19 protein-coding genes are annotated in these 17,504 nt (G+C 64.7%); 5 read left to right on the top strand and 14 right to left on the bottom strand.

The window, feature by feature from the left end; translation table 11 throughout:
• Positions 1 to 106 precede the first annotated feature (106 nt).
• From N7E70_RS04855 to tesB, 3 genes are all read right to left on the bottom strand, one after another.
• Positions 107 to 1,489 carry an ammonium transporter gene (locus N7E70_RS04855; RefSeq protein ID WP_263005674.1) on the bottom strand — a complete coding sequence of 461 codons (1,383 nt, stop codon included), beginning with the start codon at positions 1,487 to 1,489 and terminating at the stop codon, positions 107 to 109.
• A gap of 30 nt (positions 1,490 to 1,519) precedes the next feature.
• The gene (locus tag N7E70_RS04850) at positions 1,520 to 1,858 is read right to left on the bottom strand and encodes a P-II family nitrogen regulator (RefSeq protein ID WP_055975214.1); all 339 of its coding nucleotides are present in this window, start codon (positions 1,856 to 1,858) and stop codon (positions 1,520 to 1,522) included.
• Positions 1,859 to 2,079: 221 nt separating this feature from the next.
• A complete protein-coding gene (gene tesB, locus N7E70_RS04845; RefSeq protein WP_263005673.1) occupies positions 2,080 to 2,952 on the bottom strand; it encodes an acyl-CoA thioesterase II in 873 nt (290 codons plus the stop codon).
• A 93-nt stretch (positions 2,953 to 3,045) separates the two neighbouring features.
• On the opposite strand from tesB, the gene N7E70_RS04840 reads away from it, so the two are divergent.
• Positions 3,046 to 4,308, top strand: coding sequence for a ubiquinone biosynthesis hydroxylase (locus N7E70_RS04840; protein WP_263005672.1), 1,263 nt, complete (start codon positions 3,046 to 3,048; stop codon positions 4,306 to 4,308).
• A 33-nt stretch (positions 4,309 to 4,341) separates the two neighbouring features.
• On the opposite strand, the gene N7E70_RS04835 is transcribed toward N7E70_RS04840, so the two are convergent.
• Positions 4,342 to 4,698 (bottom strand): YciI family protein, encoded by a 357-nt coding sequence (locus N7E70_RS04835; protein WP_263005671.1) that lies wholly within the window; start codon positions 4,696 to 4,698, stop codon positions 4,342 to 4,344.
• Between the two features lie 189 nt (positions 4,699 to 4,887).
• On the opposite strand from N7E70_RS04835, the gene N7E70_RS04830 reads away from it, so the two are divergent.
• Positions 4,888 to 5,313 carry an OsmC family protein gene (locus N7E70_RS04830; protein WP_067965946.1) on the top strand — a complete coding sequence of 142 codons (426 nt, stop codon included), beginning with the start codon at positions 4,888 to 4,890 and terminating at the stop codon, positions 5,311 to 5,313.
• Positions 5,314 to 5,355: 42 nt separating this feature from the next.
• On the opposite strand, the gene N7E70_RS04825 is transcribed toward N7E70_RS04830, so the two are convergent.
• The gene (locus N7E70_RS04825) at positions 5,356 to 6,330 is read right to left on the bottom strand and encodes an AraC family transcriptional regulator (protein ID WP_263005670.1); all 975 of its coding nucleotides are present in this window, start codon (positions 6,328 to 6,330) and stop codon (positions 5,356 to 5,358) included.
• Between the two features lie 185 nt (positions 6,331 to 6,515).
• Here N7E70_RS04825 and N7E70_RS04820 point away from each other — a divergent pair, with 185 nt between their 5' ends.
• Complete coding sequence (locus tag N7E70_RS04820; protein WP_263005669.1) at positions 6,516 to 6,668, top strand: hypothetical protein; 153 nt, start codon at positions 6,516 to 6,518, stop codon at positions 6,666 to 6,668.
• A gap of 282 nt (positions 6,669 to 6,950) precedes the next feature.
• Positions 6,951 to 8,069: a Glu/Leu/Phe/Val family dehydrogenase gene (locus N7E70_RS04815; protein WP_263005668.1), complete on the top strand. Its 1,119-nt coding sequence runs from the start codon at positions 6,951 to 6,953 to the stop codon at positions 8,067 to 8,069.
• A gap of 110 nt (positions 8,070 to 8,179) precedes the next feature.
• Here the strand turns inward: N7E70_RS04815 and N7E70_RS04810 are convergent, their stop codons facing one another.
• The 7 genes from N7E70_RS04810 to sdhC form a co-directional block, all read right to left on the bottom strand.
• Complete coding sequence (locus N7E70_RS04810; RefSeq protein WP_263005667.1) at positions 8,180 to 8,818, bottom strand: YceH family protein; 639 nt, start codon at positions 8,816 to 8,818, stop codon at positions 8,180 to 8,182.
• Positions 8,819 to 8,821: 3 nt separating this feature from the next.
• A complete protein-coding gene (locus N7E70_RS04805; protein WP_067956123.1) occupies positions 8,822 to 9,601 on the bottom strand; it encodes a succinate dehydrogenase iron-sulfur subunit in 780 nt (259 codons plus the stop codon).
• 10 nt (positions 9,602 to 9,611) lie between these two features.
• Positions 9,612 to 10,061: a DUF3052 family protein gene (locus N7E70_RS04800; protein WP_067956121.1), complete on the bottom strand. Its 450-nt coding sequence runs from the start codon at positions 10,059 to 10,061 to the stop codon at positions 9,612 to 9,614.
• The gene (locus N7E70_RS04795; protein ID WP_263005666.1) at positions 10,061 to 10,915 is read right to left on the bottom strand and encodes a glycosyltransferase family 25 protein; all 855 of its coding nucleotides are present in this window, start codon (positions 10,913 to 10,915) and stop codon (positions 10,061 to 10,063) included. The genes N7E70_RS04800 and N7E70_RS04795 overlap by 1 nt, the downstream gene beginning before the upstream one ends.
• Positions 10,916 to 11,058: 143 nt before the next feature.
• Entirely contained in the window at positions 11,059 to 12,894 is a 1,836-nt protein-coding gene (gene sdhA / locus N7E70_RS04790; RefSeq protein ID WP_115733587.1) for a succinate dehydrogenase flavoprotein subunit, read from the bottom strand.
• A 4-nt stretch (positions 12,895 to 12,898) separates the two neighbouring features.
• A complete protein-coding gene (gene sdhD / locus N7E70_RS04785; protein ID WP_067956118.1) occupies positions 12,899 to 13,294 on the bottom strand; it encodes a succinate dehydrogenase, hydrophobic membrane anchor protein in 396 nt (131 codons plus the stop codon).
• Position 13,295: 1 nt separating this feature from the next.
• Positions 13,296 to 13,712 carry a succinate dehydrogenase, cytochrome b556 subunit gene (gene sdhC / locus N7E70_RS04780; protein WP_067956116.1) on the bottom strand — a complete coding sequence of 139 codons (417 nt, stop codon included), beginning with the start codon at positions 13,710 to 13,712 and terminating at the stop codon, positions 13,296 to 13,298.
• Positions 13,713 to 14,125: 413 nt separating this feature from the next.
• On the opposite strand from sdhC, the gene N7E70_RS04775 reads away from it, so the two are divergent.
• Positions 14,126 to 14,476, top strand: coding sequence for a hypothetical protein (locus tag N7E70_RS04775; protein WP_067956114.1), 351 nt, complete (start codon positions 14,126 to 14,128; stop codon positions 14,474 to 14,476).
• A gap of 10 nt (positions 14,477 to 14,486) precedes the next feature.
• On the opposite strand, the gene N7E70_RS04770 is transcribed toward N7E70_RS04775, so the two are convergent.
• Together N7E70_RS04770 and leuC are read right to left on the bottom strand one after the other, a co-directional pair.
• On the bottom strand, positions 14,487 to 15,704 hold the full coding sequence (locus N7E70_RS04770) for a GGDEF domain-containing protein (RefSeq protein ID WP_154386773.1): 1,218 nt from the start codon (positions 15,702 to 15,704) through the stop codon (positions 14,487 to 14,489).
• A 165-nt stretch (positions 15,705 to 15,869) separates the two neighbouring features.
• On the bottom strand, positions 15,870 to 17,279 hold the full coding sequence (leuC, locus tag N7E70_RS04765) for a 3-isopropylmalate dehydratase large subunit (protein WP_067956110.1): 1,410 nt from the start codon (positions 17,277 to 17,279) through the stop codon (positions 15,870 to 15,872).
• Positions 17,280 to 17,504: the final 225 nt, after the last annotated feature.

The following is a 17,504-nucleotide window of genomic DNA, read 5'->3' as shown; positions in this document are numbered from 1 at the left end:
TTGCGGGCGGCCACGACGGGATTTGGGAGGATGTTGCGCGGCCAGGGCAGCGGCCGCGCGGCGCCGGACCGCGATCCCTAGGGGAAGGACCACGCTCCAACAGGGATTACGAGTGGTAAGCCACTTCGCCGTGCGAGGTCAGGTCGAGGCCCTGGCGTTCGGCTTCGACGGTTGGGCGCAGGCCGACGAGCAGGTCGACCAGCTTGTAGAGCACCAGCGAGCCGATGCCGCACCAGATGACGGTCACCGAGACGGCGAGGAACTGCGTCCAGACCTGGCCGCTGATCGACATTTCGCCGTAGCCGATGCCGCCGAGCGCCTTGGCATTGAAGATGCCGGTGCCGATGGCGCCAACGATGCCGCCGACGCCGTGGATGCCGAACACGTCGAGCGAGTCGTCATAGCCAAGCTTGATCTTCACCACCGCCACGAAGAAGTAGCAGATCACCGAGGCGATGGCGCCGAGTGCGATGGCGCCGACCGGACCGACGAAGCCGGCGGCAGGCGTCACCGCGACGAGGCCGGCGACCATGCCGGAAGCCGCACCCAGCATCGACGCCTTGCCGCGGGCAACGACTTCGATGATCACCCAGGCGAGGATGGCGCCGGCGGTGGCGGTGAAGGTGTTGATCATCGCAAGGGCTGCGCCGCCATTGGCTTCAAGGTTGGAGCCGGCATTGAAGCCGAACCAGCCGACCCACAGGATCGAGGCGCCGACCATGGTCAGCGTCATCGAGTGCGGCGCCATGTTGTCCTTGCCGTAGCCGGTGCGCTTGCCGATCACCAGGGCGCCGACCAGGGCCGCGATGCCCGCATTGATGTGCACGACGGTACCGCCGGCGAAATCAAGTGCGCCCCAGCCATAGATCAGGCCATCCGAATCCCAGACCATGTGGGCGATCGGGAAATAGACGACCGTCACCCACAGCGCGACGAACAGCAGCACCGCCGAGAACTTGATGCGTTCGGCAAAGGCGCCGACGATCAGCGCCGGCGTGATGCAGGCAAAGGTCATCTGGAAGACGATGAAGACATATTCGGGGATGACGATGCCCTTGGTGAAGGTCGCCGCCATGCTCTCGGGCGTCACGCCGGCCAAAAATGCCTTGCCGAGGCCGCCCCAATACGGGCTCGGCGCGTCGCCGAAGGCCATCGAGTAGCCCCAGAACGTCCAGATCACGATCACCAGCGCCACGATCATCGTGCACTGCATCAGCACCGACAGCATGTTCTTGGCGCGCACCAGGCCGCCATAGAACAGCGCCAGGCCCGGCAGTGCCATGAACAGCACCAAGAGTGACGAGGTCAGCATCCAGGCGACGTCGCCCTTTTCCATGACGTCGGCGGGCGCCGGCGCGGCCGCCGCGGCATCTGCCGCCGCAGGTGCGGCTTCCTGGGCGAAGGCTGCGACCGTTCCCAGGGCGGTCAGTGCGAGCGTGCCGACAAGGGCCGTCCGCGCCCCCGTCTTCAATGAGGTTGGAATTTGCATTGAGGTCTCCATGAGAATTGGTTGGCCTGCTCAGAGCGCGTCGGTGTCGGTTTCGCCGGTACGGATGCGCACGGCCTGGTCGATGCCGAAGACGAAAATCTTGCCGTCGCCGATCTGGCCGGTCTTGGCGGCCCCGGTGATCGCCTCCACGGCCTTGTCGACGAGGTCGGTCGAGACGGCGACTTCGATCTTGATCTTGGGCAGGAAGCTCACGGCATATTCGGCGCCGCGGTAGATCTCGGTATGTCCCTTTTGCCGCCCATAGCCTTTTACTTCGGTGACGGTCAGGCCCTGGATGCCGACATTGGTGAGCGCTTCGCGCACCTCGTCGAGCTTGAACGGCTTGATGATGGCCATCACGATTTTCATCAGGTTTCACCCCTTTCTGATGCGGGTCCCCCGCGTTGCAGACGTCGCCAGCGGACCCGAAGACCACCGGTGAGTGACCAAGGCTATTCAAGCTCCGTGCCAGTTTGCCCCAGCACAAGCCAACCATTTGAAATTTAATGAAAATGCGCTGCGCGCAGACAACATCCTTCGCAGGTGCAGCAAAGCACCTGCTCACAAAATGTGCAAAATAGCCAAAATGCCTATTTCGTAGGCTTTGTCCGCAGGCGGATCAGCCCCTCTTGTGCCACCGAAGCGACCAGCGTGCCGTCCTGGGCATAGAGCGCGCCGCGCGTGAAGCCGCGCGAACCCGAGGTCGAGGGGCTGTCCTGGGTGTAAAGCAGCCAGCCGTCGAGCGCATGCTCGCGATGGAACCACATCGCGTGGTCGATACTCGCCGCCTGGATGTCGGGATCGAAGATGCCACGGCCATGGGCAAAGGTTGCCGTATCGAGCAGCGTCATGTCGGAAAGATAGGCAAGCACCGCACAGCGCAGTGCCCGGTCGTTCGGCACCGGGCCGGTCAGGCGGATCCACACCTTCTGCAGCGGCGGCAGCTTGTCACGGCTGGAATAATGCTCGGCATAGACCGGCCTCAGCTCCAGCGGCCGTTCCTTGGCCCAGAACAGCCTGATCTGCTCGGGCACATGGGTGGCCTCGGCCAGCAGCTCGCGCTGCGACTTGAGCTCTTCCGGCGGCGGCACGTCGAGCGGCATCGGCATCTGGTACTCCAGGCCCTGCTCCTCGACCTGGAACGACGCTTCGAGCGAAAAGATCGCGTGGCCATGCTGGATCGCCACCACGCGCCGCGTGGTGAAGCTTGAGCCGTCGCGGATGCGGTCGACCTCGTAGATGATCGGCACCGTGATGTCGCCGGGGCGCATGAAGTAGCCGTGCAGCGAATGCACGTGCCGGTCCGGCTCGACGGTGCGCTGTGCCGCCACCAGCGCCTGGGCGATGGTCTGGCCGCCAAACACGCGCTGCCACTGAACCTGCGGGCTGCGACCACGGAACAGGTTGTGTTCCAGCTTCTCGAGATTGAGAATGCTGAGAAGCTCTTGTATTCCGGCCGGCATGCTTTTCCCCTTTTCGGGACGAAGTATTTCCGGTTTCCAGCAGGAAGCCCCCGTCGAGTCAAGGCGGGAAGCCTAGCCGTAAAGGATGCCGCCATGGTCACGCGCGAATCTGACGACAAGAAATCGACACAGCTCGACGTGCTCGTCGCCGGCGCCGGTTATGTCGGCCTCGCCACCGCCGTCTCGATCAAGCAGGCACGACCCAATCTGCACATCGCCATCGTCGACGCGGCTCCCGCCGAGGTCTGGCGCAAGGACGGCCGCGCCTCGGCCATCGCGGCTGCTGCCTGCCGCATGCTCGACCAGCTCGGCTGCTGGGAAGAGATCGCACCCGAGGCACAGGCGATCACCGACATGATCATCACCGATTCGAAGAGTGCCGATCCGGTCCGCCCGGTGCTCCTCACCTTCGACGGCGAGATCGGCGCCGGCGAGCCCTTCGCCCACATGATCGAGAACCGGCTGCTCAACGGCGCCCTGCGCCGCCGCGCCGCCGAGCTCGGTATCGACATCATCGAAGGCGTCGCCGTCCAGGCCTTCGAGGCCGGCACCGCCGGGGCCAAGGTCCATCTCGCCGACGGTATCAGCATCGACACGCGCCTTCTCATCGCTGCCGACGGCGTCAACTCCAGGCTGCGCGACATGGCCGGCATCAAGACCGTGCGCTGGGAATACGGCCAGTCCGGCATCGTCTGCACCGTAATCCACGAGCGCCCGCATGGCGGCCGCGCCGAGGAGCATTTCCTGCCGGCCGGCCCCTTCGCCACGCTGCCGCTCAAGCCGACCAAGGACGGCACCAACCGCTCCTCCATCGTCTGGACCGAACGCACCGAGGACGCCGACAAGCTGGTTGCGGGCGACCCGTTCGTCTTCGAGATAGAGCTCGAACAGCGTTTCGGCCTGAAGCTCGGCGAGATCCGCGTCGAGGGCAAGCCGCGTGCCTGGCCGCTCGGCCTGACCCTGGCGCGCGCCTTCGTCGCTTCCCGCTTCGCGCTTGCCGGCGACGCCGCCCACGGAATCCACCCGATCGCCGGCCAAGGCCTCAATCTCGGCTTCAAGGATGCCGCAGCGCTTGCCGAAACCATCGTCGAGGCCGATCGCCTGGGACAGGACATCGGCGCCATCGACGTGCTCGAGCGCTACGAGCAATGGCGCCGCTTCGACACCGTGCGCATGGGCATCACCACCGACGTGCTCAACCGGCTGTTCTCCAATGACATCGCGCCCGTCCGTGCCATCCGCGACATCGGCCTCGGCCTCGTCGACCGCGTGCCCCGGCTCAAGGACTATTTCATCCGCCAGGCCTCAGGCCTGACAGGCGAAACCCCGCGCCTGCTCAAGGGCGAGGCGATCTGACGGCGGCAGTTCGCCATCCAGCCAGCTACAGCATCAAGCACCGGGAATGTCGTAGATCGGCCTGACCTCGACCTTGCCCATCGCCGCCAGCGGGATGTTCGAGGCGATCTCCAGGGCCTCGTCCTGGTCGGTCGCCTCGATCATCACGAAGCCGATCAGCTGTTCCTTGGTCTCTGCGAACGGCCCGTCGGTCACCAGCCGCTTGCCGGCGCGTCGCGTGACCGTCTTCGCCGCCCTCACCGACTGCAGCGCCTCGGCGGCGATCAGCTTGCCTTTGGCTTCCAACTGCCGGTCATAGGCCAGCGAGTCTGTGTCGAGCTTCTCTTTCTGTTCGGGCGACAGCGTGCCGAACAGGCCTTCCTCGAGATAGACCAGGCAGACATATTTCACGGATGATCTCCTTGGGTTGACCCTACGCCACAAGGACGCGGTTACCGACGACAAGCAGACATTTTAGCGCAAGACTTTTTTCGCAAGGTGCGGCTTTCCCGGCAATGGGACGCTGGCGGGCGCGCCAGCCGGCGCTATAGTCTCACCTGGTTGCCGCATCTGGCCCCGTCAGAAATCATGGAGAACGTCATGAACCACAGCGCCAACGCCGTCTGGAAAGGCAATCTGAAGGAAGGCTCGGGAACGCTCGACACCCAGAGCGGCGCGATCAAGGGCCAACCCTATTCGTTCAAGGCCCGCTTCGAGGACGAAACCGGCAAGTCCGGTACCAACCCCGAGGAGCTGATCGCCGCCGCCCACGCCGGCTGCTTCGCCATGCAGCTGTCGCACTTCCTCGCCGAAAACGGCACGCCCGCCGACAGGCTCGACGCCAAGGCGGTGGTGACACTGATCCCCGGCACCGGCATTACCGAAAGCGCGCTGACGCTTGTCGGCACCGTGCCCGGCATCGACAATGCCAAGTTCCAGGAACTTGCCACCAAGGCCAAGGAGAACTGCCCAGTTTCCAAGGCGCTCGGTGCGATCAAGGTTTCGCTGACCGCCAGCCTCGCCTAACGGCACTCTGGGCGCCGGTCAGGCATCGGCGCCCTCGCCGCCTCAGGCGGCCAGTCCATCCGCCCGCACCTCGGACGGCGTCGCGTCGAAGCGGCGGCGAAACACCCGGTTGAAGTACGACAAATCGTTGAAGCCCGCCTCATAGGCGATGTCGGTGATGCTGCGCTGCGCCCACAGCGGGTCGGCCAGCATGCGGTGCGCTCGCTTCAGCTTCTGGCCGAGCGCGAATTCGGTGAAGGACAGCCCCTCGCTCTCGAACAGCTTCCTGACATAGCGCGGCGACAGCTTGTGCTCGGCCGCGATCGCCTCGGCCGACAGTCCGCGCAGGTCGCCGCGCGCCGAAATGTCCGACTTGATTGCCGCCAGCCTGGCGGCTCGCAGCCCACGCCCCAGCGCCACCTGTTCGGCGTCGCGCTCGGCTCCAAGCGTCAGCGCGGTCAGGTCGAGCAGATGGCTCGCCACCATGCGCGCCATGTTGCCCGGCAGCGGCTCGTCCAGCTTCTGCAGCGCCGTGGCATAGGTGATCAACAACTGCATCGGCCCTTGGCTGATCGGAATCGGCCGCATCATCATTGCGGAGACGTCGCCGAGCAGCGGCTGCAGTGCCTTCCTGTCGAAGCGCAGGTTGACATAGGTAAAGCCCGGCCGCGTGATATTGGCGCCGACCCGCCCACCGGGCACGAACATCGCGCAACCCGGACGGATGCTCTCGTCCTGGCCGCCGACCTGCATGTGGCTGCCGCCCGACAGAGCGGCGAGCAGGATCACATCGTCATTGTCGATCATCTCCTTGCCGATGCCGACCTTGATCGGCGACGCCGAGCCGGTGGCGATGCCGACGCCCGGCAGCAGCCGCACCCGCATGTCCATGTGGACGGGCGCACCTTCCAACGGCTCGAGATCGGCATTGAGGATGGTGCGGCCATAGACCTCGCGCAGAACGGCAAGCCGCTCCGGCGCGGGGAGGTCGTCTGTCAGCACGCGAAAGGAGGCATTCTGCCCGTCAGGATTCGTCATTGGTCTACTCAACGATACACAACCAAGGCGGGCAGATGCTCTTTCTATTTCGCGCGGATGAATAGGTCAAGCCCGTACCGCCGAAACCCTGAGAATGGGCCGCGCAGTCCAAGAACGGCACTGCTCGCCCGTCTAGTTTGCGCTCGCGAATCGAAGTGGTCAGTCCAGCGAACGAGGTAACGGACATGTACCGCCTGCAAGTCTGGAAGACGCTCGCGGCTCTTGCCGCGGCCGGCTTCAACCCGCGCGCTTTCCTCGCCCCCATGGCGCTCGGCGGCAAGCTCCCCGAAGCGGCTGACAAGCGGCAGCCGAAGGAGAACAGCGAACCGGAGGCCTGATCCGCAAGGACAGGTCCTGAAACGCCGGCGCTCAACGCCGGCGGCTGACGGAGTCTGGCTGCAAGGAGTGCCAGGGCAGTGGCATTCCGACCAGCCGGCAGGCCGGGCGCGTGGGGGCAGACCCGCGTCCGGCCACCCCTGGCTCGCCCTCCATTTTTGCGTTTGTTGCGCAACGAAGCAGCAGGGCGCAATGCGTGGTCGCGCTGCGCCCCGACTTCGAAACCAAAAATCGCCGGAAATGTTTAGCTTTCGAGGGGACCAGCGCACCCGGGAGGAACCCTCATGCTGAACGTCCTTGAACCGCGTCATCCGCAAGTTTCGGCCGCGACGACGCTCGAAGTCACCGACATCACGTCGGACGTCCGCCATCTCCAGGGCTTCGACAATCACGAGCAGGTCTGGCTCGGCCGCGACACGGCGCGCGGGCTCACCGCAATCGTCTCGGTGCACACCACCGTTCTCGGACCCGCCCTCGGCGGCACGCGCATCTGGCCGCACACAAGCTTCGAAGCCGGCGTCATCGACGCACTGCGCCTGTCGCGCGGCATGACCTTCAAGTCGGCCATCGCCGGCCTGCCGCTTGGCGGCGGCAAGGCGGTCATCATCGCTGACGCGAAGACCGAAAAGACGCCCGCCATGCTCGAGGCCTATGCCGAGACGCTCAACACGCTCAAGGGCCAGTACATCACCGCCGAAGACGTCGGCATGACGCTGGCGGACGCCGATTTCCTCGCCGAGCGCGCTTCGAACGTCAGCGGCACCACCAAGGGCGGCAGCGGCAATCCCTCGCCCTTCACTGCCGAAGGCACCTTCGTCGGCCTCAAGGCAGCCCTGCGCCACCGCACCGGCAGCGACGATCTCAAAGGTGTCCGTGTCGCCGTCCAGGGCCTCGGCTCCGTCGGCTGGTCGCTGTGCCAGAAGCTCCATGCCGAAGGTGCCGTGCTGACCGTCTGCGATCTCGACGCTGCCCGCACCGATCGTGCCGTCGAGACCTTCGGCGCCACCGTCGTGTCAGGCGATGCGATCATCGCCGCCGATGTCGACATCTTCGCGCCCTGCGCGCTGGGCGGCATGCTCTCCACAGAGACCATTCCACTGCTCAAGGCCAAAATCGTTGCCGGCGCCGCCAACAACCAGTTGGCGACGGCCGAAGACGGCCAGCGCCTCGTCGAACGCGGCATCCTCTACGCCCCCGACTACGTCATCAATGCCGGCGGCGTCATCAACGTCGCCGCCGAGATGGCCGACTGCGGCTACGACGTCGCAGCCGTCACCCCGCGCGTCGCCCGCATCGCCGACACGCTTGCCGCCATCTTCCAGCGCGCCGACCACGAAGGCCGCACCACCGATGCGGTTGCCGAGACCATGGCCCGCGAGATCATCGAGGCGGCAAGGAAGTAAGGCCCAGCAGCCGGATGGAGGCAGCGCAGCGTTCTCCGGGGGTAACCACCTGACACAAAACGGCCCGGCTGCGTCTGCAACCGGGCCGTTTTCAGTTGCTCTGCGATCACCTATCCGCCGACCGCGTCGAGCCGCGCCTTCAGCGCAGCGACTTCCTCTTCCAGCAGGCGGACGCGTTCCTCTAGCTCCGAAACAGCCGAGGAGGCAGCGCTCGGTGCCCTGCTTGTCGTGGCAGCGGCAATGTCGACATCGCCTGACAGAAGATGCGCAAAACGATCTTCGCGCTGACCGGGGGCGCGGCCGATCTCCTTGACCAGCGCCGGTCGGCGGCCGATCAGCATGTCGAGCTCGCTGCGCACCGCGTCGGCATCGGCGAAGTTCGCCATGCGCTCGGCGCGGGCCTGCAATTCGTAGACGGTCTGCGGTCCGCGCAGCAGAAGCAGGCCGATCAGCGCGCTCTGGTTGCGCGTCAGCGAGAATTTCTGCGCCATTTGGTGTTCGTAGCGCTCGACGCGCGAGGCGAATTGCTGCTTCGCCAGCCCCTTCGCCTGCAGCGACGCTAGCGCCCTGGTGATGTCGACCATCTCCAGGGCCATGACCGGCTCGCGCGACGTCTTCTGGTTGGCAGCGGCAACCAGCGCATTCGACGTCATTGGATAGACGTCAGGCGTCAGTTCCTTCTTCTCGATCAGGCAGCCGAGCACGCGTGCTTCGACCGGCGTGAGATGAGGAAGCTCCGTATCCGTCACGACTTAGACCCGCCGCTCCACCATCATCTTCTTGATTTCGGCGATCGCCTTTGCCGGATTCAAGCCTTTCGGGCAGGTCTGGGCGCAGTTCATGATCGTGTGGCAGCGATAGAGCCGGAACGGATCCTCGAGATTGTCGAGGCGCTCGCCCTTGGCTTCGTCTCTGGAGTCGATCAGCCAGCGATAGGCTTGCAGCAGCACGGCCGGGCCGAGATAGCGGTCGCCGTTCCACCAGTAGCTCGGGCACGAGGTCGAGCAGCAGGCACACAGGATGCATTCATAGAGGCCGTCGAGCTTCTGGCGATCCTCATGGCTCTGCAGCCATTCCTTGGCCGGCTCCGGCGACACCGTCTTCAGCCACGGCTCGATCGAGCGGTGCTGGGCGTAGAAATTGGTGAGGTCGGGCACAAGATCCTTGACCACAGGCATGTGCGGCAGCGGGTAGATCTTCACCGCGCCCGAAATGTCGTCGCAGCCCTTGGTGCAGGCCAGCGTGTTCGAACCGTCGATGTTCATCGCGCAGGAGCCGCAAATGCCTTCGCGGCAGGAACGGCGCAGCGTCAGCGTCGGGTCGATCTTGTTCTTGATGTAAAGCAGCGCGTCCAGCACCATCGGGCCGCAATCGTCGACATCGACGAAATAGGTATCGATGCTCGGGTTCTCGCCGTCGTCGGGCGACCAGCGGTAGATCCGGTACTCGCGCAGATTGGTCGCACCCTCCGGCTTCGGCCAGGTCTTGCCCTGCTTGATCTGCGAGTTCTTGGGGAGTGTTAGTTCGACCACGATCGGTTCCTCACAGCTTGGCACGCAGTTCCTTGCGGATGACGAGCTTGAGCCCGCTCCACACGGCATCCACGGCACAGACCTTTACGTCCACCAGCCCAGTCGGCAGCACGACGTCGCGAATGACATCCTCGGTGATGTCGGTGGCGATCTTCGCTGCCTTCTTGGGCCAGGAGATCCAGACAGCGCCGTCGGGCGCGATCATCTTCTTGAATGTCTCGACATGACCTTCGAGATCGGCGCGCTTGCCGGTGAAGGCATGAACGATGTCGTGCCGCTCGCCCGTTGCGCCAAGGGCTGCCCAGTCGGTCTGCGCCACAGCCGCGAAGTCGCAGGCAGTTGCCAGCCCCCGGAGATCGCCAGGCAGGTTCACGAAGACCACGCTCTGGCCGTCCTTGAGGCCGAGCTTGGCCGCAAGCGGCACAGCCGAATAACCTGCATCGGGCAAGGTCGCGGCCATCATGCCTGCACCGCCAGCCGACGCATCTGCTGGCCGACATCGACGGGCGACCATGGCGCCATGTAGAGCCCGAACAGCGACAGCGGCGAACCATGCATGGCGTTGAGCCAGAGCTGGATCCTGAGCCTCCCTCGCACCAGCCCCTGCTGAAGGAAATGGAACGGGTCACGCCGTTTGACGTGGCGGTGCGGCGTCCTGAGCTCGCCCATCGTCGTGTCGGCACCGGCCTGTGCGATCAGCCAAGGCGAAGTGTGCATCACGTCGCAGCCATGCAGCCCGGCATTGGAAATGAAATCGTCGACCGGCACGGCCAGCTTGCCGGCCCTGGCAAGCAGTTGCCCGGCAGCCTTGCGCGTCACCATATAACCGGCGCCACCCGAAGACGGGCGCAGCGAACGCACCAGCTTCGCAGCCCCCAGGTCGGACACCGGCACGGACAGCCTGCCGCCGCTGCGGACGATGCCTTCCATCTTGACGATGTCGAAGGCGATGCCGCTGGCAAGGAGCCGGCGCATCGTCTCGGCGAAACCGTCGAGCGGTACCGCGTCGTCTTCCAGGATCACCGCGTGGTCGTGGCCGGATTCCAAGAACGCCTTCAGCGCCAGCATGTGGCTGGCAAAACATGCTTCCTCGACCAGCGCAAACATGCGGTTGCGCAGCGGATTCCAGCCGATGCCGTTGGGCGGCATATCAAGCTTCTGGCCGCGCACCGCCAGCACCTCGTCGGGGTTGCGCACATCGACTGCGGCGACACGTTCGAGCGGCCAAGGCATCGCGCCGAACAGCCGCTGGATTTCCGCCCAGCGATGCGGCGATCGGTCGAGATTGATGGCGAAGAAAGCGAGTTCGCTCATCGCCGGCACTCCCGGCGCCAGTTCTCCCAGCGCCAGTTCTCCCAGCGCCAATTCTCCAAGCGCTTGTCGGCGCGCGCGCAAGCGAGGACGGCCGTTTCAGGCCCTCCAGCTTGTCTTGCGCAGCGCCGCGTCTCGACCATGGCTCAGTACACCCGCGCCTTGGGTGCGATCTTGGCCAGGGAGATGCCGCCGTCTTCTTCCTTGAGCAGCGGCTCGGTGTGCACCGGCCGGTAGGTCAGCGTCACCTTGCCGTCCTCGGCGACGTGGGCCAGCGTGTGCTGACGCCAGTTCTCGTCGTCACGGGCCGAGAAGTCCTCGCGGGCATGCGCGCCACGGCTTTCCTTGCGTGCTTCCGCGCCATAGACGGTGGCGATGGCGTTCGACATCAGGTTTTCGAGCTCCAGCGTCTCCACCAAGTCCGAGTTCCAGATCATCGAGCGGTCGAAGACCTTGATGTCCTTCATCTCGCCCCAGATCTCGGAGATGCGCTTGCAGCCCTGCTCCAGCGATTCCTGGGTGCGGAACACGGCAGCGTCCTCCTGCATCGCCTTCTGCATCTTCTCGCGCAGCACTGCCGTCGGCGTGCCGCCATTGGCGTGGCGCAGGCGGTCGAAACGATCCATGATCTTCTCGACCGAAGCGGCGTTGGGCGACGGGATCGGCGCGTTGCGGTCGACGACCTGGCCGGCGCGGATGGCGGCGGCGCGACCGAACACCACGAGGTCGATCAGCGAGTTGGAGCCGAGACGGTTGGCGCCATGCACCGAAGCACAACCGGCCTCGCCGACGGCCATCAGGCCGGGCGACACGCGGTCCGGGTTCGCCTTGGTCGGATTCAGCACCTCGCCCCAATAGTTGGTCGGGATGCCGCCCATGTTGTAGTGCACCGTCGGCAGCACCGGGATCGGCTCGCGGGTCACGTCGACACCGGCGAAGATCTTCGCCGACTCGGAAATGCCGGGCAGGCGTTCATGCAGGACCGCCGGATCGAGGTGGTCGAGATGCAGGAAGATGTGGTCCTTGTTCTTGCCGACGCCGCGACCGTCGCGGATCTCCAGCGTCATGCAGCGCGAAACCACGTCGCGCGATGCCAGGTCCTTGGCCGACGGGGCGTAGCGCTCCATGAAGCGCTCGCCTTCGGAGTTGACGAGATAACCGCCTTCGCCGCGCGCGCCTTCGGTGATCAGGCAGCCCGAGCCGTAAATGCCGGTCGGGTGGAACTGAACGAACTCCATGTCCTGCAAAGGCAGGCCGGCACGCGCGGCCATGCCGCCGCCGTCGCCGGTGCAGGTATGGGCCGAGGTCGCCGAGAAATAGGCGCGGCCGTAGCCTCCGGTCGCCAGCACCACCATCTTGGCCGAGAAGCGGTGGATTGTGCCGTCGTCGAGATTCCAGGCCACGACACCGGTGCAGGTGCCATCCGGCTCCATGATCAGGTCAAGGGCGAAATACTCGATGAAGAACTGCGCGTTGTTCTTCAGCGACTGGCCGTAGAGCGTGTGCAGGATGGCGTGGCCGGTGCGGTCGGCGGCAGCGCAGGTGCGCTGCACGGGCGGGCCGTCGCCATAATTCATCATGTGGCCGCCGAACGGCCGCTGGTAGATCTTGCCCTCTTCAGTACGCGAGAACGGCACGCCATAGTGCTCGAGCTCATAGACCGCAGCCGGCGCTTCGCGCACCAGATACTCCATCGCGTCGACATCGCCGAGCCAGTCGGAACCCTTGACGGTGTCGTACATGTGCCACTGCCAGGAGTCGGGGCCCATGTTCTGCAGCGAGGCGGCGATACCGCCCTGAGCCGCAACCGTGTGCGAGCGGGTCGGGAACACCTTGGTGATGCAGGCGGTCTTCAGCCCCTGCTCAGCCATGCCGAGCGTGGCACGCAGGCCGGCACCGCCGGCACCGACGACGACGACGTCGAACTTGTGATCGACATAGGTATAGGCGGAAGCTCCGCTGGTCTTGCCGTCCTTGGCCACCGTTTCAGCCTCCAAATGCAAGTTTGAGCAGGGCGAAGAGCGAAGCGACGCCGACAGCTACGGTAAAGAAAGTGTTGAGCATGATGAGCGTCACCTTGAGCAGTTCGCCATGCACGTAGTCCTCGATCACCACCTGCATGCCGAGGCGCATGTGGTAGAGGCCCGAGACCAGCACCAGCGCCAGCACAAGCGACACCAGAGGATTGGCGAACGAGGCGCGCACGGTGGCGAAATCGGCACCGTTGAGCGCGATCAAGAGGCCGACGAAGAACAGCATCAACGGAATGTTGGCGACCGCCGTCAGGCGCTGGCGCCAGAAATGTTCGGTACCCTCGCGGGCCGAACCCAGGCCGCGGACCTTGCCAAGCGCGGTGCGCATGTCGTTGTTCGAGCCGCTCATCCTACGCTCCCCGCACCATGTAGCCGACGATCCAGACCGCCGCCGTCAGCACCACCGAACCGACGAGCGTCGCCCAGGCGAACCTGGAGGCGGTTTCCTTTTCGAGCGCGGCACCGGTGTCCCAGACCAGGTGGCGGATGCCGCCCAGCATGTGCAGCATCAGGGCCCAGGTGTAGCCGAGCAGCACCAGCTGGCCGATCCAGCTGCCATAGACCCAACTGACGAAGTCGAAATACTCCTGCGACGTCGCCGCCGCGATCAGCCACCAGGCGACCAGCAGCGTGCCGAAATAGAGCGCGCAGCCGGTGATGCGGTGCAGGATCGAGGTCGTCATCGTCACCGGCGGACGATAGATGCTCAGGTGCGGCGACAAAGGCCGCGCACGCGATGTGGCTTGGGTGGCTTGTGATTTGCTCATGGCTCCCCCGGTCTGCATCCGAGCGTGGCTATGTTTGAATACGGCGCCGTCGCACCGTTTTGCGACGTCGGACTGCGCGCTTTCTAAAGCTCTTTTTGCACCGCGTCAAAGTCAGAAAACCGTTCTGGCGCACCTATTTAGTCGCATCACGGCTTCAATCGATTGAACAAATGCCGCCACTACCCCAGTGGGTGAGTCGTCACCAGACGTGCCGATGAAACAGGCAATGACGGCATCCCCCATCGGGACGATATCAGGCTACCCGTTCGTTGGCTTGGACATGCTGCAGGCATATCAGCGCAACAGAAAATTAACCATGTTTGTTAATCTTTTCCGTCCAAGCAGACGCCAAGCCTTAACAATGATTAAGAAACGGTTAATCTCCGGTTCGATCGAACAGGGAGATTTGCCCGATGCGTCCCGCACTGGCTTTGACCACATTTGCGTCTTTCATGCTTGCCGCCGGCGTCGCGCTGACCTCTCCGGCCGCCGCAGGAGGCAGCCACGACCGCGTCTATGCCGATTCGTTCGGCAACCTGATCGTCGAGAGCACCACCGGCTACAAGCGCATCATCGTCGGCGAGGGCGCTTCGGCCCGCAAGCTCGCAGCCTACACCGGTTCGACCGGACCGAAGGTCGTCTATCTCGACGGCCCCAGCGCGCAGCGCCACTGCTACCGCCCGCCCATGCTGCTCAAGGGCCGCAGCTACATGTATGGTTTCTCCGAAGGTGAAATCCCGCAGCCCGGCCTGGTCTGCCGCTGAAACTGCGCGGCTACCGGCTCGGCGGTTTGAGGCCGAACGGCACCACGGTCGAGTCCGAAAACAGCTGCACCGCGCCCCACACCCGAACGCAGTCGCGCCCGTCCTTCTTGGCTTCGTAAAGCGCTGAGTCGGCCCGCACCATCAACTGGTCGATGCTTTCGCCGGCCACCAGTTCGGCGACACCGAAGCTTGCGGTAAAGCGGCAGTCGTCCGGCAGGCCATCGATCGGCATGCCGGAGAATGCCGAGCGCGCGCCTTCGGCGAACAGCCGCGCCGAGGCCAGATGCGCGCCCGGCAGGATGATCGCGAATTCCTCGCCGCCGATCCGGCCGGCGACGTGATGACCGGCCATCGATTCGCGGATGAACTGGGCAAATGCTTCGATGACACGATCGCCCGAGGCGTGGCCGTAACTGTCGTTGATCGACTTGAAGTGATCGAGGTCGGAGATGACAAGCGTGATCGGCAGGCCCTGGCGCACCGCGTCGCGCATCGCGCTGGCCGCTCGGCGCTGGAAGCCGCCGCGGTTGAGCAGGCCCGACAACGCGTCGGTCTCCGACTTCTGCGTCGCGTCGAGCAGGATGTCGCGCACCAAAATCACCAGCAGCATCAGCGCGATCGACAGCGCGAACACCGTGCCCAGCGCCTGCGAGATCATCGCATAGGTGCTCTGCAGATAGTGATGCGGATCGGCGCCCGGGCCGCCGACGGCGAGCGCTAGATAAGGCTTGGAGAAGAACTGCAGCGCGCTGGCGAAGAGCACGCCCGCCAGCACGTAGTCGAACTGGCTGAGCTGCCGGCGCGAGCGCAGTATTGTAGCGGCACCGACGGCTTGAGCGATCGCATAAGGCGTCTGGTAGGTCATCATCCGCAGCAGCGAATCGCGGGCGAAGCCCTGCGTGGCAAACACCGCCAAGGTCGTCACGACGAGAAACGCCGCCATCGGGCCCCATGCAGGCTGCGACTCGTAGCGGGTCGCCAGCCCGACATTCATGACCATCAGCGTGGCCAGGAAGGCGACGAAGTTGGCGGTGACGATGAACCGCGTGTCTTCGAACATAGGGATCGCGAACTCGGTCCCGATATAGACGATGCCGGCGAGGTAACAGAGCGCGAACCAGCGCGCCGAGTTGCGACGCCCGTCATAGATGGCGATCGACATGAAAGCGCCGGCCAGGAGGCCGGCAACAAACACGTTGATCGCAAGTATGAACTCGGCGCCGGTCATCGTCGACTGCAATCTCCTTCGCGCGGATGACACCACAGCCCGGCGAAAAAGACGTTAACGCAAGGGCCGAAATACCGGTCATCCCAGAGGCTTGAGACAAAAAAGCGGCGAAGCATGTGCTCCGCCGCCTTGTCTGTTTCTGCTGCGGCCCTGAGGCCGCCGTCGTCAGTGCCAGTCGCGGATGTCGACGAAGTGGCCGGCGATGGCAGCGGCCGCAGCCATGGCCGGCGACACCAGATGGGTGCGGCCCTTGAAGCCCTGGCGGCCCTCGAAGTTGCGGTTCGAGGTCGAGGCGCAGCGCTCATGCGGCTTGAGGCGGTCGTCATTCATGGCGAGGCACATCGAGCAGCCCGGCTCGCGCCAGTCGAAGCCAGCCGCCACGAAGATCTTGTCGAGGCCTTCGGCTTCCGCCTGTTCCTTGACCAGGCCCGAGCCCGGCACGATCATCGCGCTCACCGTCGAGGCGACCTTGCGGCCTTCGACGACCTTGGCGACGGCGCGCAGGTCCTCGATGCGGCCATTGGTGCACGAGCCGATGAAGACGCGGTCGACCGAAATGTCGGTGATCTTGGTGCCGGCGGTCAGGCCCATATAGTCGAGCGCGCGCTTCTTGGAGTTGCGCTTGGTCTCGTCCTCGATCGCCTCGGCATCCGGCACCACGCCGGTTACGGCGACCACGTCCTCGGGCGACGAGCCCCAGGTAACGATCGGCGGCAGCTTGGCTGCGTCGAGCACGATGACCTTGTCGAAATGCGCACCTTCGTCCGAATGCAGCGTCTTCCAGTAGTCGAGCGCCATCTCGAAGGCCTTGCCCTTCGGCGCGCGCGGCTTGTCCTTGACGTAGGCGTAGGTCTTCTCGTCAGGCGCGATCAGGCCGGCGCGGGCGCCGCCTTCGATCGACATGTTGCAGATCGTCATGCGGCCTTCCATCGACAGGGCACGGATCGCCTCGCCAGCATATTCGATGACGTAGCCGGTGCCGCCGGCGGTGCCGATTTCGCCGATGATGGCAAGCACGATGTCCTTGGCGGTCACGCCTTCCGGCAGTTGGCCGTCGACACGTACCAGCATGTTCTTGGCCTTCTTCTGGATCAGCGTCTGGGTCGCCAGGACGTGTTCCACTTCCGAGGTGCCGATGCCGTGCGCCAATGCACCAAAAGCACCATGCGTCGAGGTGTGGCTGTCGCCGCAGACGATGGTCATGCCCGGCAGGGTGAAGCCCTGCTCGGGACCGACGATATGGACGATACCCTGGCGCTTGTCGTTCTCGGAGTAATACTCGACGCCGAAATCGGCCGAGTTCTTGGCCAGCGCCTCGACCTGGATGCGGCTTTCCTCGTTCTTGATGCCGTTCTTGCGGTCCGGCGAGGTCGGCACGTTGTGGTCGACCACGGCGAGCGTCTTCTCGGGATGACGGACCTTGCGGCCGGTCATGCGCAGGCCTTCGAAGGCCTGCGGGCTCGTCACTTCGTGCACGAGGTGACGGTCGATGTAGAGCAGGCAGGTGCCGTCTTCCTGGCGGTCGACGACGTGGTCGTCAAAGATCTTGTCGTAGAGGGTACGCGGTGCGCTCATGGCTTTGGATCCGTCGATATGAAACTTGGGAAGGCTAAAGGGCGCGCCAAAGGCCCGTCGGCTCGGCGCAGGCGACTAGATAAGTCGGCTGGTCAACGCGCCTGAAATCCGGGCAAAGAATCGCGACGGCAGGCGCTTGTGGTCCTGCAGCACGAAACCCTTGTAGGCCGGATCTCCAAAGAGTGCTTCCATAAGCGGCTCAATACCAATCTTTTGACGTTCCGG

Origin of the sequence: Aminobacter sp. NyZ550, from assembly GCF_025628925.2 — a bacterium.
Classification (GTDB): domain Bacteria; phylum Pseudomonadota; class Alphaproteobacteria; order Rhizobiales; family Rhizobiaceae; genus Aminobacter; species Aminobacter ciceronei.
This window is presented reverse-complemented; position numbering and strand designations above follow the sequence as displayed.